General features: G+C 70.6%; 9 protein-coding genes and 1 pseudogene. 6 read left to right on the top strand and 4 right to left on the bottom strand.

Annotation, left to right across the window (positions count from 1 at the left end; all coding sequences use genetic code 11):
- Positions 1-97 precede the first annotated feature (97 nt).
- Positions 98-1,675 carry a glycerol-3-phosphate dehydrogenase/oxidase gene (locus CDO52_RS09500; RefSeq protein WP_017617575.1) on the top strand — a complete coding sequence of 526 codons (1,578 nt, stop codon included), beginning with the start codon at positions 98-100 and terminating at the stop codon, positions 1,673-1,675.
- Positions 1,676-1,779: 104 nt separating this feature from the next.
- Here CDO52_RS09500 and CDO52_RS09495 read toward each other — a convergent pair whose 3' ends face one another.
- Positions 1,780-3,024, bottom strand: a complete 1,245-nt coding sequence (locus tag CDO52_RS09495) for a styrene monooxygenase/indole monooxygenase family protein (RefSeq protein ID WP_017617574.1) — start codon at positions 3,022-3,024, stop codon at positions 1,780-1,782.
- Between the two features lie 146 nt (positions 3,025-3,170).
- The gene (locus CDO52_RS09490) at positions 3,171-3,752 is read right to left on the bottom strand and encodes a GTP-binding protein (RefSeq protein ID WP_017617573.1); all 582 of its coding nucleotides are present in this window, start codon (positions 3,750-3,752) and stop codon (positions 3,171-3,173) included.
- 790 nt (positions 3,753-4,542) lie between these two features.
- Here CDO52_RS09490 and hisS point away from each other — a divergent pair.
- The 3 genes and pseudogenes from hisS to CDO52_RS09475 all read left to right on the top strand — a co-directional run bounded on the left by hisS (position 4,543) and on the right by CDO52_RS09475 (position 11,402).
- Entirely contained in the window at positions 4,543-5,886 is a 1,344-nt protein-coding gene (hisS, locus tag CDO52_RS09485; RefSeq protein WP_017617572.1) for a histidine--tRNA ligase, read from the top strand.
- 285 nt (positions 5,887-6,171) lie between these two features.
- A pseudogene (locus CDO52_RS09480) lies at positions 6,172-8,717 on the top strand (tetratricopeptide repeat protein).
- A gap of 234 nt (positions 8,718-8,951) precedes the next feature.
- The gene (locus tag CDO52_RS09475) at positions 8,952-11,402 is read left to right on the top strand and encodes a LuxR C-terminal-related transcriptional regulator (protein WP_033299506.1); all 2,451 of its coding nucleotides are present in this window, start codon (positions 8,952-8,954) and stop codon (positions 11,400-11,402) included.
- A 165-nt stretch (positions 11,403-11,567) separates the two neighbouring features.
- Here CDO52_RS09475 and CDO52_RS09470 read toward each other — a convergent pair whose 3' ends face one another.
- Positions 11,568-11,753, bottom strand: a complete 186-nt coding sequence (locus tag CDO52_RS09470) for a hypothetical protein (RefSeq protein ID WP_017617568.1) — start codon at positions 11,751-11,753, stop codon at positions 11,568-11,570.
- A 156-nt stretch (positions 11,754-11,909) separates the two neighbouring features.
- On the opposite strand from CDO52_RS09470, the gene CDO52_RS09465 reads away from it, so the two are divergent.
- Positions 11,910-12,743 (top strand): AMP-binding protein, encoded by an 834-nt coding sequence (locus CDO52_RS09465; RefSeq protein WP_017617567.1) that lies wholly within the window; start codon positions 11,910-11,912, stop codon positions 12,741-12,743.
- 97 nt (positions 12,744-12,840) lie between these two features.
- On the opposite strand, the gene CDO52_RS09460 is transcribed toward CDO52_RS09465, so the two are convergent.
- A complete protein-coding gene (locus CDO52_RS09460) occupies positions 12,841-13,359 on the bottom strand; it encodes an ATP-binding protein (protein ID WP_017617566.1) in 519 nt (172 codons plus the stop codon).
- Between the two features lie 496 nt (positions 13,360-13,855).
- Between CDO52_RS09460 and CDO52_RS09455 the strand changes: the two genes are divergently transcribed.
- A complete protein-coding gene (locus tag CDO52_RS09455) occupies positions 13,856-14,827 on the top strand; it encodes an ATP-binding protein (RefSeq protein ID WP_017617565.1) in 972 nt (323 codons plus the stop codon).
- Positions 14,828-15,140: the final 313 nt, after the last annotated feature.

Genomic DNA, 15,140 nt, shown 5'->3' with positions numbered 1-15,140 from the left:
GGCGGGCAGCCGCCGACAACCGTCCATGACCGTCCATGCCCACCCACACCCCCGACGAGCCCACCCGCCCAACCGGATCGAACAGGTTGACCCACTGATGCGCACGATCACCTCGCCCCAGCTCACCCACCCGACACGGGAACAGGCCCGCACCGAGCTCACCCGCGGCACCTTCGACCTGCTCGTCATCGGTGGCGGCATCCTCGGGACGTCCGTCGCCTGGATGGCCACCCAGGCCGGGCTGCGTGTCGCCATGGTCGACGCCGGTGACTTCGCGGGCGCCACCTCCAGCGCCTCCTCGAAACTGGTCCACGGCGGCCTGCGCTACCTGCAGACCGGCAACGTCAAGCTCGTCGCGGAGAACCACCGCGAGCGCCGCGCCCTGTCCAGCGCGGTCGCACCGCACCTGGTCAACCCGATGCCGTTCCTCGTTCCGGTGTACAAGGGCGGCCCGCACGGCGCCGCCAAGATGGGCGCGGGCGTGTTCCTCTACTCGGCGCTGTCCGCCTTCGGCGACGGCGTCGGCCACATCAAGTCGCCCGCGAACGCCCAGCGCCTCGTCCCCGGGCTCACCACCCGCAACCTCAAGGCCGTGGCCGCCTACGGCGACCACCAGATGAACGACAGCCGCGTGGCGATCATGACCGTGCGCGCCGCCGTCGACGCCGGTGCCGTCGTCCTCAACCACGCGCGCGTGGAGGGCCTGCGCACCACGAACGGCATGGTCACCGGAGCCGAGCTGCGCGACGGCGTGGACGGCACCGAGTTCGGGATCAACGCCCGGCTGGTGCTCAACGCGACCGGCCCGTGGGTCGACCACCTGCGCCGTATGGAGGACTCCGCCGCCGACCCGAGCATCCGGCTGTCCAAGGGCGCGCACCTGGTCGTCAAGGCCGACCGCCCGTGGCACGCCGCGCTGACCATTCCGGTGGACAAGTACCGCGTCTCCTTCGCCATCCCGTGGGAGGGCCAGCTGCTGCTGGGCACCACCGACGAGGAGTACGTTGGCGACCCGGCCGACGTCGGCGTCGTGCAGAGCGACATCGACCAGATCCTGGGCGAGGCCGGCACCGCGATCGACTCCGCCCAGCTGGACCCGTCCAAGATCAACTACGCCTTCGCCGGTCTGCGCGTCCTGCCCGGCGGCCCGGGCGACACCAGCTCCGCCAAGCGCGAGACCGTGGTGACGCGGGGCCGCGGCGGCATGCTGTCGGTCGCCGGCGGCAAGTGGACGACCTACCGCCACATCGGCCAGATGGTGATCGACCGGCTGAAGAAGGTCGGCTCGGTGCCGCTGGCCGAGGAGATGAGCCCGACCCTCAAGACCGTCCCGCTGCCGGGCCTCGGCCGCCCGGAGGGCATCGCCCACCGCCTGATGGTCGACCAGGAGCCGCCGGTGCGGATGGACCCGCTCGTCGCCCGGCACCTCGCCACCCACTACGGCAGCGTGTCCATGGACATCGCCGAGCTGGTGCGCCGCGACCCGTCGCTCGGCGAGCGCATCCACCCCGACGGCCCGGACATCTGGGCGCAGGTCGTCTTCGCCCGCGACCACGAGTGGGCGGTCAGCCCGGAGGACGTGCTGCGCCGCCGCACCACGGTCATGATCCGCGGACTCGACGATGAGGACGTGCGCAAGCGCACCGAGGCCCTCCTGACGGAGGGCGCCGAGTAACCGGCCCCCTCCTTACCGCCGCGTCATCCGGCCCGCGCGCCCGTGCCCATCGCCTTCCCACTCCATCCCCGGTGGTCACGGGCGCGCATCCTCGCGTGTGCTCCTCAGTCCTCGTCCATGGTGATGTAGGCGAGGTAGCGTGCCGCGCCGACCGGGTCGAGGAACCACGACTCCAGGTCGGCGGGGTCGTCGAAGCCGTTGGCGAAGCGGTCGGCGATCCCCTGGTGCCGCTCGGCGGCCTCGATCAGCCGCAGCATGTGCGGGGCCGGAGAGGCCAGCATGGCGTCGGTCCACGCCGTCACGTGCCGGGCGTAGGCCCAGTACCGCTCGAAGGTCGCGGTCATGAACGCCTCATCGAAGGGTCGGTCCTCGTGCGCGCGGATCGCCCGCTGGTAAAGGGCCGCGCACCTGCTCGCGGAGTTGGACCCCTGCCCGGTGATCGGGTCGTTCGCCACGACGGCGTCGGCCATTCCCAGCACGGTCCGCCCGCTCGGCAACCGGCCCACGGGGTGCCGCACCACCGGGGTGTACCCGCCGGTGAGCACCGCCCGGGCGTCCGTGAGTTCCACGCCGCGGCACCGCTCGTACTCCCACGGGGTGAACAGCCGCATCAGCTCCAGGGTCCGCCACAGGTGCTCCTGCGGCGTGCGGATGTCACCGAAGACGTCGAGCGGGCCACCGGGGATGCCCTCGAAGAACAGGATGTCGCACGGTCCGCTGTGGGTCAGGGCCGGCATCACGAACAGCTCGCCCACGCCGGGGATGAGGTTGCAGCGCACCGCCGGCACATGGGGATGCTCCGGCCGGGGTTCCATGCCGTGCACGTAGACCACCGACAGTGATCGCTGCGGCGCGGCGTGTCGGGACCGGCGGTCGTCGCGGTCGAACAGCTCGACCAGCTCGCCCTTGCCCGTGGCGACGATCACGAGGTCGTACAGGCGCGCGTAGCCCTCCAGATCGGAGACGGTGGCGCCGTGCACCACCACCGTGCCGCCGCGGCGCTGGAACTCCTCCAGCCACCGCGCCATCTTCACGCGCTGGTCCACCGACTGCGCCGGGCCGTCCAGCCGTCCGAGCCAGTCGACGGAGCGCCCATTGCCGCCCACGCCCCCCACCGAGACCCCGAGTCCCCCGATCCGCGGGGCGGCCCCGTCCCACAGGTTGAGCCGCTGCTCGCGCTCGATAGCCAAGGCGCCGTCGAACATGCACTGGGTGGAGGTGACGTAACCCCATCGGATCTCGTCCGGTGTCCGCGCGGATACGACCGTGACGTCGTACCCCGCCTCCTGCAAGCCCAGCGCCAGCTGCAGACCGGACTGGCCCGCGCCGCACACCAGGATCCTGCGCATACGAGCCCGCCCCTCTGGACAATGATCATGGCGAGCGAAAGTGTAGAGGGGCGAGGCAACGGCTGAGAAACGTGAAACCGCCTACGGGGCAAGGGATCCGGCGTTCGTCTCACCCTGTGGGGCCGGGTGGCGCCAGCCGTGGGTCGTCAGTGGACGAGCTGCTCCCGCTGCCGCGCCTCCATGTCCATGGCGTGCTTGACCAGGGCGACCAGGACGTTGAGCGCCGACTGCCGGTCGCGCGCGTCGCACCACATCACCGGCACATCCGGGGCGAGGTCCAAGGCGTCGCGCAGGTCGTCGGGCGTATACCCCGGATCGTCCTCGAAGGCGTTCACCGCGATCATGAACGGCAGTCTGTACTGCTTCTCGAAATAGTCCAGGGCCTGGAAGGAGTCCTCCAGTCGGCGGGTGTCGACGAGGATGACCGCGCCGAGTGCTCCGCGCACCAGGTCGTCCCACATGAACCAGAACCGCTGCTGGCCGGGTGTACCGAAAAGAAACAGGGTCAGGTCGGTGTCGAGCGAGATCCGGCCGAAGTCCATCGCGACGGTGGTACTGGACTTCTCCGGGGTCTTGGAAAGGTCGTCGATGCCCGCGCTCGCCGCGGTGACCGCGGCCTCCGTGCGGACCGGCGGGATTTCCGAGACCGCCCCGACCAGGGTGGTCTTGCCGACACCGAAACCGCCGGCAATGATGATCTTGGTGGAGAGTTTCGGCGACTCGTTCACTGGTTTCTCTTGTCCTCACGACACGGGGGTCCGGCGCAGCGAATTCTCCTGGAGGCGTTCTTCGGACGCGGACCCTGCGCCGTTCGGGGATCGTGGCCCACTGGTAGGAATACCACCACTGAGCGAACCTAGCACCACGGGACTCCGTCAGGTGACCGCTTCGCCACAGTTTCCCGGCATGAGATGCGGCGCACATCCACTCTCCGGTATCGGCCCCTCCGCATCCGCGCCGAGAAAACACCCTGGCCGCGAGGTGGACGACCCACGAACAGACGTCATGCCCGCAATGCCCGCCTTTATGACATTGTGAGCGGCCCATTTCGGCCGTCGCGAATACTGGGCCTCTCGCGCGCGGAGGTCTAACGTGAAGAGGAGGCACGACCCCGAGGCGACCGTGATCGCGCACCTGGCACGCGATGATCGCACGGCCGCCCGACGGGCCGGACCTCTTCGGCACGCTGAGCGTGGGGCCGTTCGCCGACGTCGCACCGCGACGTCGGTCCGCATCGGTCGATGCTCCGCCCGTGCCCGACGGCCCCACCGGCGCGCATTCCGTCCACGTGAGCCGGTGGGGCCTCCCGGCCCGCCCTCCCATCACGGGGGCCGCCCCACTGAGCACGCACGCGGCGCACCGCCGCGCCGTGTCCACCGGTTCCCCTTCACGGGGGGTGAGGGCCTACCATTGAGCTGATCCCGGCCGACCCGATCCGCACCGGTCATCCGTCGGCCGACGTCGCGACACCTAGGCGCCGATCCCTCCGGTGCCAGCCCTAAGGAGCCCACCGAACCCATGTCCGATCAGCGCGTCCTTCGACCCACGCCCATCAGCGGCTTCCCCGAGTGGTTGCCCGAGATCCGGTCCGTGGAGCAGCGCTGGCTGGACCATATCCGTGCCGGGTTCGAGCGCTACGGCTTCGCCTCGGTCGAGACCCCCTCGGTCGAGAACCTCGACGTGCTGATGGCCAAGGGCGAGACCTCCCAGGAGGTCTACACGCTGCAGCGGCTGCAGGCAGACGCAGCGGACGACACCGACGCCCGCCTGGGCCTGCACTTCGACCTCACGGTGCCCTTCGCGCGCTACGTCGCCCAGTACTTCAACGAGCTGGTCTTCCCCTTCAAGCGCTACCAGATACAGCGCGTGTGGCGCGGCGAGCGCCCCCAGGAGGGCCGCTACCGCGAGTTCACCCAGTGCGACATCGACGTCATCAACGTCGACAACGTGCCGCTGCACTTCGACGCCGAGCTGCCGCGCATCGTCCACGAGATCCTGTCGGGCCTGGACATCCCCGCCTGGACGATCAACATCAACAACCGCAAGGTGCTCCAGGGCTTCTACGAGGGCCTGGGCATCGACGACCCGCTCGCCGTCATCCGCGCCGTCGACAAGCTGCACAAGATCGGCGACGAGGGCGTCCGCGCGATCCTGGCCGACACCGCCGAGGGGCGACTGGGGCTGGCGGAGGAGCAGATCTCCGCGTGCCTGGAGCTCGCCCGCATCAAGGGTGCCGACACCTCGGTCATCGACCAGGTGAAGAAGCTCGGCGTCACCTCCGAGCTGCTCTCCGAGGGACTCGACGAACTCGGCTTCGTCCTGGACTCGCTGTCGGACCTGCCGCGCGGCAGCGTCGTGGCCGACCTGTCCATCGCCCGCGGCCTCGACTACTACACCGGCACGGTGTACGAGGCCTCGTTCGACGACGACCCGGGCTACGGGAGCATCTGCGCGGGGGGCCGGTACGAGGACCTGGCCGGCCAGTTCATCAAGCGCAAGCTGCCCGGGGTGGGCATCTCCATCGGCCTGACCCGGATCTTCGCCAAGCTCGTCGCCGAGGGGCGCATCACGGCTGGCCGCACCTGCCCGACCGACGTCATGGTGGTCGTGCCCAGCGCCGAGCGCCGTGACGAGGCCCTGCGTACCGCGGCCCTGCTGCGCGGGCGCGGGTTCAACACCGAGGTCTTCCACCAGGCCGCCAAGCTCGGCAAGCAGATCCAGTACGCGTCCAAGAAGGGCGTGCCCTTCGTCTGGTTCCCGCCGTTCGAGGAGGGCGGGAAGCACGAGGTGAAGGACCTCGGAACGGGCGAGCAGACCGAGGCCGACCCCACGACCTGGACGCCGAGACCGGCCTCCGCCTGATCCACCGTCGGGCGGGGCTCGGGGCGGGCCGACAGTCGCTGTCGCGCCCGCCCCGCATCGGCCACTCCGCCTGGACGACGGGTCCCTTGACGCGCGCCTGACGTGCCGCTGAACATGGGCCACACCCGACCCCTCGTGTCCAGCCGGTAACCGGAACTGGTCATGGCTACAGACAGGCGCCTCTCCGCATGGAACACTACGTACCAGTGCTCACGTCCGCGCCGGCGCGCCCCGCCAGCGCGCCCGAACGGCTCCGTGGAACGCGGTCGCCCAGTGAACGAGGCCATGTCAGACCCTCGCCATAATCTGCCCCTGTCCGCCGATGACTTCATCGGACGCGAACGCGACATCAGCGACCTCTGCCGCCTCCTCGGCAATTCGCGCCTGGTCTCCCTCACCGGCACCGGGGGCATCGGCAAGACTCGCCTCGCGGTCCACGTGGCCGACCGCCTGGTGTCCACGTTTCCCGACGGCGCGTGGTTCGTCGACCTGAGCGAGAGCACCACACACGATCAGGTCGTCCGCTCTCTGGCGCGGGTCCTGCAGATACGCGAGGGCCACGGGGACGAGACGGCCGACGCCCTCGTCACCTCGCTGCGCCCCCAGCGCGTGCTGCTCCTGCTCGACACCTGCGAGCTCGCCGCGGCCTCCGTGGGCGCGCTGTGCAAGCGCCTCCTGGCCTCCTGCCCGGGGTTGCGGATCCTGGCCACCAGCCGTCAGCCGCTGCGCGTCGCCGGGGAGAACATCTGGCGGGTGCCCCCGCTGTCCCTTCCCGCCCGCCCGGCCCCGGTCGCGGCGTCCGGGACCGCCCTGGTCCGGCTCCCGCACCGGGAGGCCCTGCGCTACGAGGCGGTGCAGCTGTTCGTCAACCGGGCCCACGCCGTCCGCCCCGGGTTCGAAATGACGCGGGAGAACTCCGAGCAGATCATCGACGTCTGCCGGATGCTCGACGGGGTCCCCCTCGCCATCGAACTGGCCGCCGCCCGGATCCGGATCCTGTCCGTCCAGCAGATCCTGCACCGGCTCGACGACCGGTTCCGGCTGCTCGCCACGGACGGCCACGACCTCCCGGCGCGCCAGCGCAGCATGCGCGGCGCCCTCGAATGGAGCCACGACCTGCTGAGCGAGGCCGAGCAGATCCTGCTCCGCCGCCTCTCGGTGTTCTCCACCTGGAGCCTGGAGATGGCCGAGGAGGTCTGCTCGCACAGCGGCCTCGAGCGCGAAGACGTCCTCGACCTGCACTGCTCCCTCGTCGACAAGTCGCTGATCGTCGTCGACAACGAGATCGACGGAACCGTCCACTACCGCCTCCCCGACACCGTGCGGGCCTACGCCGCCGAGCGGCTGGCCGAGGCCGGAGAGGAGGACGGGCTGTGGGAGCGCTGCCTGCGCGAGTCGGTGTGCTGGCTGGAGAACATGGCCGCCGTGGTCGGCGGCTCGCTTCCGTGGGCCGATCGGCTGCGCTACCTCCGGCGCCTGGACCACCACCGGGAGAACGCCACCCGGCTGCTCGACTGGGTGAAGCACCGGGGCCGAGCCGAGGAGGGCATCCGCCTCTGCCTGGCGCTGCGCCCCTACTGGTTCATCCGCGAACTCTTCACCGACGGCACCGCCCACCTCCAGCAGCTGCTCGCCACCGACCCGGAGCGGCAGTCCCGGCCGGTGCGGGCCCGGGGCCTGGCGGTCTACGCGGAGCTGTGCCTGGACGTCGAGGGGGCGCAGGAAGCGGAGAACGCGGCCCTGGACGCCCTGGAACTCGCCCGGGCGTGCGGCGACCCCACGGCACGGGCCATATCCCTGTGCGCGCTGGCCACGATGGCGGCGCGCACCGGCGACAACCCCGCGGCCTACGGCTACGGGCACCAGGCGCTGCGCGCCGCCAAGGAGATCGACGACCCCTTCACCGAGGTGACGTCCCTGGACGTGCTCGCCCGCGTCGCCAAACGCCGGGGCGAGAACGAGGCGGCCGAGCAGCTGCTCAACACCAGCATCTCGATCGGCGAGTCCATCGGTGACCAGTGGTGCGTCGCCCGCTCGCTGAACCGGCTGGGCGTGCTCTCCACGGAACGCGGCGACCTCGACGCCGCGACCCGCCAGCTCGACAAGGCGCTGCGCATCTTCACCGAGCTGGGGGTGGCCCCCGAGACCGCCCGCTGCACGGCCGCCGTGGGCTACCTCGAACTGGCCCGCCGCGACATCCCCGGGCCCGCCGCCACTTCTCCGGCTGTCTGCGGATCAGTGTGGCCTCCGGCCGCCGCGGCGGGGTGGCGCGCGCGCTGGAGGCCCTGGCCGCGCTGGCGGTCGCCGAGGAGCAGCCCGACCGCGCGGCGTCGCTGGCCGGGGTCGCCGCGGCGCTGCGCCAGCGGCTCGACCAGCCCTCCGACCACGCCGCGCGGCTGCTGGGCCAGGTCAAGGAGGTCCTGCCGCCCGAGGCCGCGGACAAGGCGTGGGAGGCCTGGCGGAACCTGCCCGTCGATCAGGTCGTCGAGAAGGCGCTGTCCTTTCCCACCGGTACGGCCACCGCCTGGGAGACACCGCCGTCGGCGCAGCTGTCCCCGCCGTCCCCCGACATGCCCCCGGCGGACGCCCAGCCGCCCGCCTCCGAGCTCTCGTCGTCCCTGCTGTCCGAAGCGCCGTCCGCCCTCACGCCCCGGGAACGGGAGATCGCGGCGCTGGTGGGCGACGGACTGACCAATCGACAGATCGCCGATCGGCTGATCATCAGTCAGGCGACCGCCGCGCGGCACATCGCCAACATATTCCGCAAACTTCTCTTCACTTCCAGAACTCAGCTCGCGGAATGGGCGAGACGGCACGGATTGGGTTCCTGATTCGGCCCGCCGAAGTCGGCTACGCCGGACATGTTCCTGCGTACACGCACAAGATTCCCGGTATCGCTTGCGTGGGGCAACGACACCTACTAAGACAGAAGCTCAGGGCACACAACGCTGACGTTGCGAAGGAATCCCCGGCATAATCCGCCCCGACCCTTCCGAACATCGACACCCCGCCCTTACCTCCAGGCAAGGTGAGAGCGGCCCCCGACCGCCTATCGCGTGAAGGCCATGGCACCTCAGACCGCGCCAGCGCGGCAGAACCTCCCACTGGACTCCGACAGTTTCATCGGCCGAGAGCGCGATCTCAGCGATCTACTCCGGCTGCTCGACGCGGATCGTGTGGTCACGCTGTGCGGCGTGAACGGTATCGGCAAGACCCGGCTGGCACTGCGCGTCGCCGCCCACGCCACCGGGTCCTTTCCCGATGGCGTCTGGCTGGTCGAACTCACCCAGGCGCGGGGCCGCGACGAGGTCATCGCGCGCATCGCCGCCGCCGTCGGTGTCGCCGAGGAGGCCGGGCGCGACCTGGAGTACACGCTGCGCGATGCCCTGGCCCGGCGTCGGCTCCTGCTCGTCCTGGACGGCTGCGGCCCCGTTCTCGAACTGCTCGCCGATGTCTGCCACCGGATCCTCGCGGACTGCCCCACCGTGTCGATGCTGATCACCGCCGAGGAGCCGGTCCGGCTGGAGAGCGAGGCCATCTGGCGGGTCCCGCCGCTGTCCCCGCCGCCCCGTGAGAAGGAGCGCGACCCGACCTCGTCGGAGGCCGTCCGGCTCTTCGTCGACCGCGCGAGAGCGGCGTCCCCCAGCTTCACCGCCGACGCCGACGACCTGCGGATCATCGCCGACATCTGCGGTGTGCTCGACAGCATCCCCTACTGCGTGGAACTCGTGGCCTCGTGGGTGCGCAGAATTCCGCTGCCCGAGATCGCCCAGCAGCTCCGTGAGCGCGTCCAGGAGCTGTACTCCCGGCACTCCGGCGCCGCCGACCGCGCCCGGCTGATGATCGCGGTCATCCGGTGGAGCTATGAGCGGCTCGGCCTGCGCGAGAGAATCCTGCTGCGGCGCCTGTCGGTGTTTGCCGACTGGGATCTGGAGCTGGCCGAGCGGGTCTGCCCGGACGGCCCGCTGCCCGAGGCCGAGATCCTCGACCTGCTGTCGTCTCTGGCCAGCCGCGCGCTGATCACCCTCGACGGCGAGGCGCAGGGCCGGGTCCGCTACCGTCTGCCCAGCGCCGTCCGCCGCTTCATGGCCCACCGGCTGATCGAGGCGGGCGAGGAGGAGGCGTTCCGGCTCCGCCATCGCGAGCAGATGATCCTCATCGCCGAGGAGCTCCACCGCACGGCCGTTCTCGGCCGTGCGATGCCCTGGGCGCAGCGCTACGCCTCCTGGACACGGGTCATCACCGAGTACGACAACCTGCGCGAGGCCCTGCACTGGTCGAGGGAGCGCGGGGACGCCGAGGAGGGGCTGCGGCTGTGCGTCGGGCTGTGCCCGTTCTGGGTCACCGGATCCCACTTCATCGAGGGCGGCGTCTGGAACGACCGCTTCCTGGAGATGGGCGGGGTCGCCGAGGCGCTGCGCGGCCGGGCCATGGTCCGCCGCGCCGAGCTCGCCCGGGCCGAGGGGGACCATCGCTACGCGTCGGAGATCGGCGAGGCGGGCCTGGTGCGCTGCCGTGTGTCCAGGGACACCGAGTCGCTCATCATGGGGCAGAACCTGCTCGCCATGGTCGACGTCCGGGAGCACGCCTACGACCGGGCGGGTGAGCGGCTCTCCGAGGTCCTGGAGCTGTCGCGTAAGACCGGCGACCTGTGGAACGAGGCCGTCGCCCTGGGCACCCAGGGCATGCTCGCCACCCAGTGCGGCGACTTCGCCCGCGCCGACGTGCACTACAGCACCGCGATGATGGTCCTGCGGGGCATGGACCACCGCTGGGGAGTCGGGTCCATGCTCATCGGCCAGGGCATCGCCGCCGAGGCACGCGGCGACCTGGCCGGGGCCGACCGCTGCTACCGGGAGTCGCTGGACATCCAGCGCGATTTCGGCTCCGCCGCCGAGCTGTCCCGCTGTCTGGCGGGTGTGGGGCGCATCGCGCACGCCCTCGGCGCCACCACCCAGGCCTTCGACTACCTCTCCGAGAGCCTGCTGCAGAGCCACAGCGCCGGGCTGCGCCGCGGTGTCGCCGCCGCGCTCGCCTCCATCGCCCGCGTCGCCGCCAGCGAGGGCATGGTGGACGGCGCCTGCCGACTGGGCGGGGCGGCCGCCGCCATCCGCGGCGAGACCGGTCCGGCCACCGCCACGCGGTCGTGGCCGCTGAAGGGGACGGCCTACGACGGCGACCCCGCGTCCCTCTCCGCCTGGTGGGACGAGGGGTTCGCGATGGACGTCGACGAAGCGGCCGCCCTGGCGCTGCACATCACCGAGGCGGGCCGAGTTCCCCGACCGCGTCCCGGCCGGATGAACCACGCCAAGGCGCCGGAGGAGACCCTGACCCGTCGGGAGTACGAAATCGCCCGGCTCGTCGGCGAGGGCAAGAGCAATCGCGCGATCGCCGAGGAACTGTTCATCACCCCCGCCACGGTGGCGCGGCATGTCGCCAATATCAACCGCAAGACGGGGTTCACGTCCCGAAAGCAGATCGCCGCATGGATCAACGCCCCTACGGTTTCCCAATAAACCCCATCGACCTGCGCATTCATCGGTTGTGCATAGCGGCACACGAAAACTACATATGCAACTGCACACGACGATGCATGTGCAAAAGCGCGGGATAACGCTAGGGTCTGGAGCCATGAGATCGCACTCCGCCGTGACCCGAACGGCGACCGGCACGAGGGCGCCTCATGCGCCCTGGAGCGTCGATCTCCAGGGAGCCGTGGAGGCGACAACGGAGGACGGATCCGCCAGCCGGCGCTGGTCTCCGTTCTTCGCGAGGGCGATGGGGCGGATCAGGACGACCGCTCCCTCTCCCGCCTCCAGGGCATCGCTGAAGAACCGTGCGACCGCGGGTGCGCAGAGGGGAGGCACCCGCGGCACCGACAGGCACGGTGCTTCCGGGCTCGCCACGTGGAGGGGGCGTGACGAGCCCGGCCGGCGATCACCGCGGCGGTGCGTCGGCGTCCGTGACCGTGTCGGCGACAGCTTGGCCAGCTTCGATGTGGGGGATGTATGAGGGTCGGCCGATTGACCGGACGCTCCGGCCTGGAATGGCCGTACCCGGCGGACGACGGCACTGGGCCCGTGGGATCACTCACCGGCGGGCTCGCCGACCGCCTGCGGCGCCGCGGGGGCCGCGCGACGGTGACCTCCGCCCAGGACGGCCGACCGGTCGACACCCTGTCCTTCGCGGTGACCGTGGAACGGGCGGCCGCGGGGCTGAGCCGCCGCGGGATGTGCCCCGGTGACGTCGTGGGGGTGCTGGCACCGGTCTCACCGGAACGGCACACCGCCGTCTACACCGTGATGGCCGTCGGCGGGATCGCGCTCCCGCTGGAGCTCACCTCGGACCTGGAGACCCTGATCGAGGTCCTCACCCGGACCGATGTCCGGCTGCTCCTGGTGTCCGTCCCCTTCGCGGGGATCGCGCTGGAGCTGGCCGACCGCTCCCGGGTGCGGCAGATCATCGCCTTCGGCGACGCGCCCGACACCACGCCGTTCGGCGAACTGCTGCTGCCCAGCCCCGACGGCAGCGGCTACGACCCCACGCGCGGCCTGTTCGACAACGGGATCCTCGCCTACCAGGGGGCCGCCGACAACGTCCTCACCACCCTGCACAGCCACACCGACCTACTGGGCACGTTCCGCCGGCTGTCCGCCGACCTCGCGCTGACCCCCGAGGACACCGTCGCCGCCGACCCGCACATGCCCGAACCGGTGCGGTCCGCCCTCGTCGCGGTCGCGCTGTGGAACGGGGCGTCCGTGGTCACAACGACGAGCGAGACCGAGGCCGACATGCGCGAGGACCTCAAGGCCTTCGACGTCACCGTGCACGGCTCCCCGGTCCCCGCACGGGTGTAACCGCGCGCCGACGGTGCGGGCTTCCCCTCTCAGGGGGCGTTCCCGTCCGCCGCACCGCCGCCCGCGGCCGAGTCGGCCCGGGAGTCGGGCCCGGCCCTCAGAGGGCCGACAGGGGATCGCCGCGGTCCGGCAGGTCGATCTCGAACCAGGCCACGTGGGTGCTGTCGGTACGGTACTCGCCGCTGCGCGACGTGCAGCTCTCGATGATCAGCTTGCCGCGGCCGTAGTCGCCGTGCCCTTCGCGGGTGGCGCCGTCGGCCGTGGTGCCGTCGCGCTTCTCTCCCTGGTCCGCGACGGCGACGCGGACGCGCTCGCTGTCGCGCCGGATGAACAGCGTCATCACGCCGCCGACCTGGCCGGAGCGCGAGTGCAGCAGCGCGTTGGTGGCCAGTTCGCTGGCGGCGAGCTCGGCGTCGTCGAGGAGGGGGACGGGGATGTTCGTCCCGGTCAGAAAGTCGCGCACCCGGGCGCGGATGGAACGGACGGCGGTCAGATTGCCGACGCAGCTCCACACCGTGTGGTCGGTGGCCGGTTCGGCGAACTCGGTCGCCTCCAGCGTGGGCGCGTCGAAGGGGTCGGCAGCGGCGTACTCCTGGAGTCGCTGCGAATCGGTCATCCCCGTGTCACTCCCATCACCCGGCAGTAGCCGATGGCCTCACCTTAGACAACGGCGCACCATGACCAGGACAGCACACGGCGGCCCCGCGGATCTCGGATACCCCACAAAACATGGCCACGTGTCCCATCGCGATACGACAAAGGAAATCGTGTTCGGTTCACGAAATCACCTCTGACCAGCAATTACGGGGCAATCAGGGCGCCCGCGCGGCCGCGCCCGAGGGGCGGTCCGCGCCTGCGGGCGCACGGCGGATCCGCCACGACACGATCCGATCAATTCGCCCTCACCACCCCTGGAATGCAACGATAATCATTCCCATCGAGGGTTCCGCCCGACGGCGGCTCCCGCGCGGGCGTGCTTCCGGCAGTGCGCGCTCCCGCAGCCGTGTCCGCCATAACCGGGACGGGCGCGACGGGATGCGTCGCGAGCGCACGCCTGCCACCCCGCCGACGGGCCTTTCCCTCAACACCGCCCCCAGCAGAAGGGACCACAGGTGAGAATCGCATTCGCCGGCAAAGGCGGCAGCGGGAAGACCACGCTCTCCGCCCTGTTCACCCGCTACCTGGCCGATACCGGGCTCCCGGTCGTGGCGATCGACGCCGACATCAACCAGAACCTGGGCGCCGCTCTGGGCATCGAGGCCGACGCGCCCGCCCGCGTGCCGCCGCTGGGCGCGCACATCCGTGAGATCAAGGAGCTGCTGCGCGGCGACAACCCGCGCATCGGGTCGGCCGACGAGATGGTCAAGACGACCCCGCCGGGCCGCGGCTCCCGGCTGTTGGACCTCTCCCCCGCGAACCCGATCCACCAGCGCTTCGGACACCGGGCCGCGGGGGCGACCCTCATGGCCACCGGCCCGTTCGAGGAGAGCGATCTGGGCGTCGCCTGCTACCACTCCAAGATCGGCGCCGCCGAGCTCTACCTCAACCACCTCGTCGACGGCGCCGGCGAGTACGTGGTGGTGGACATGACGGCGGGGGCGGACTCCTTCGCCTCGGGCCTGTTCACCCGGTTCGACGTGACGTTCCTGGTGGCCGAGCCGACGGTGCGCGGCGTCGGGGTGTACCGGCAGTACGCCGACTACGCCCGCGACCACGGGGTCGCGATCAAGGTCATCGGCAACAAGGTGTGCGACGCCGAGGACGTGGAGTTCCTGCGCGAGCACGTCGGAGACGCGCTGGCCGCGTGCTTCGGCCAGTCGCGGTTCGTGCGCGCCATGGAGAAGGGACAGCACCCGCCGCTGGAGCACCTGGAGGAGGAGAACGTCAAGACCCTCGCCTGGATGCGCGACACCGTCGACGCCCGCCCCAAGGACTGGGCGGCGTTCACTCGGCAGACCGTGGAGTTCCACCTGCGCAACGCCCGCGCGTGGGCCGATAAGGCCACCGGTGCCGACCTGTCGGCGCAGGTGGATCCGGAGTTCGTCATGGGGCCGGAGGAACTGGAGAAGCAAGCGTCCGCTTGATAAAGGACAAAACGCCATAAATCAACCTTAAACAACAAGGTTTCGCTACCTACCGACATCGATTCCGTCACGCCGCCGGAGCCCCGAACGCCGCATTCGGGGCTCCGGCGCACGCATTTCCGCGCTACGCAACGACCCCGCGCGCCCACCGGTGCACACACGCAACACCGCTGTTCACCTTCGCTTCCGCGCACGAAACCGACACTTCACGACACATCACAATCGAACGCAATCTGCACCCATGGTAATCATATGAACACGGTTTGACGTAAGTATCGGGGCTAGTGAACATCAGTAAGTCCGGTGCGAGCCG

It is taken from the genome of Nocardiopsis gilva YIM 90087 (genome assembly GCF_002263495.1).
GTDB lineage: Bacteria > Actinomycetota > Actinomycetes > Streptosporangiales > Streptosporangiaceae > Nocardiopsis_C > Nocardiopsis_C gilva.
Note: the sequence above shows the minus strand (reverse complement) of the source record. Positions and strands in the feature narration are given on the sequence as shown.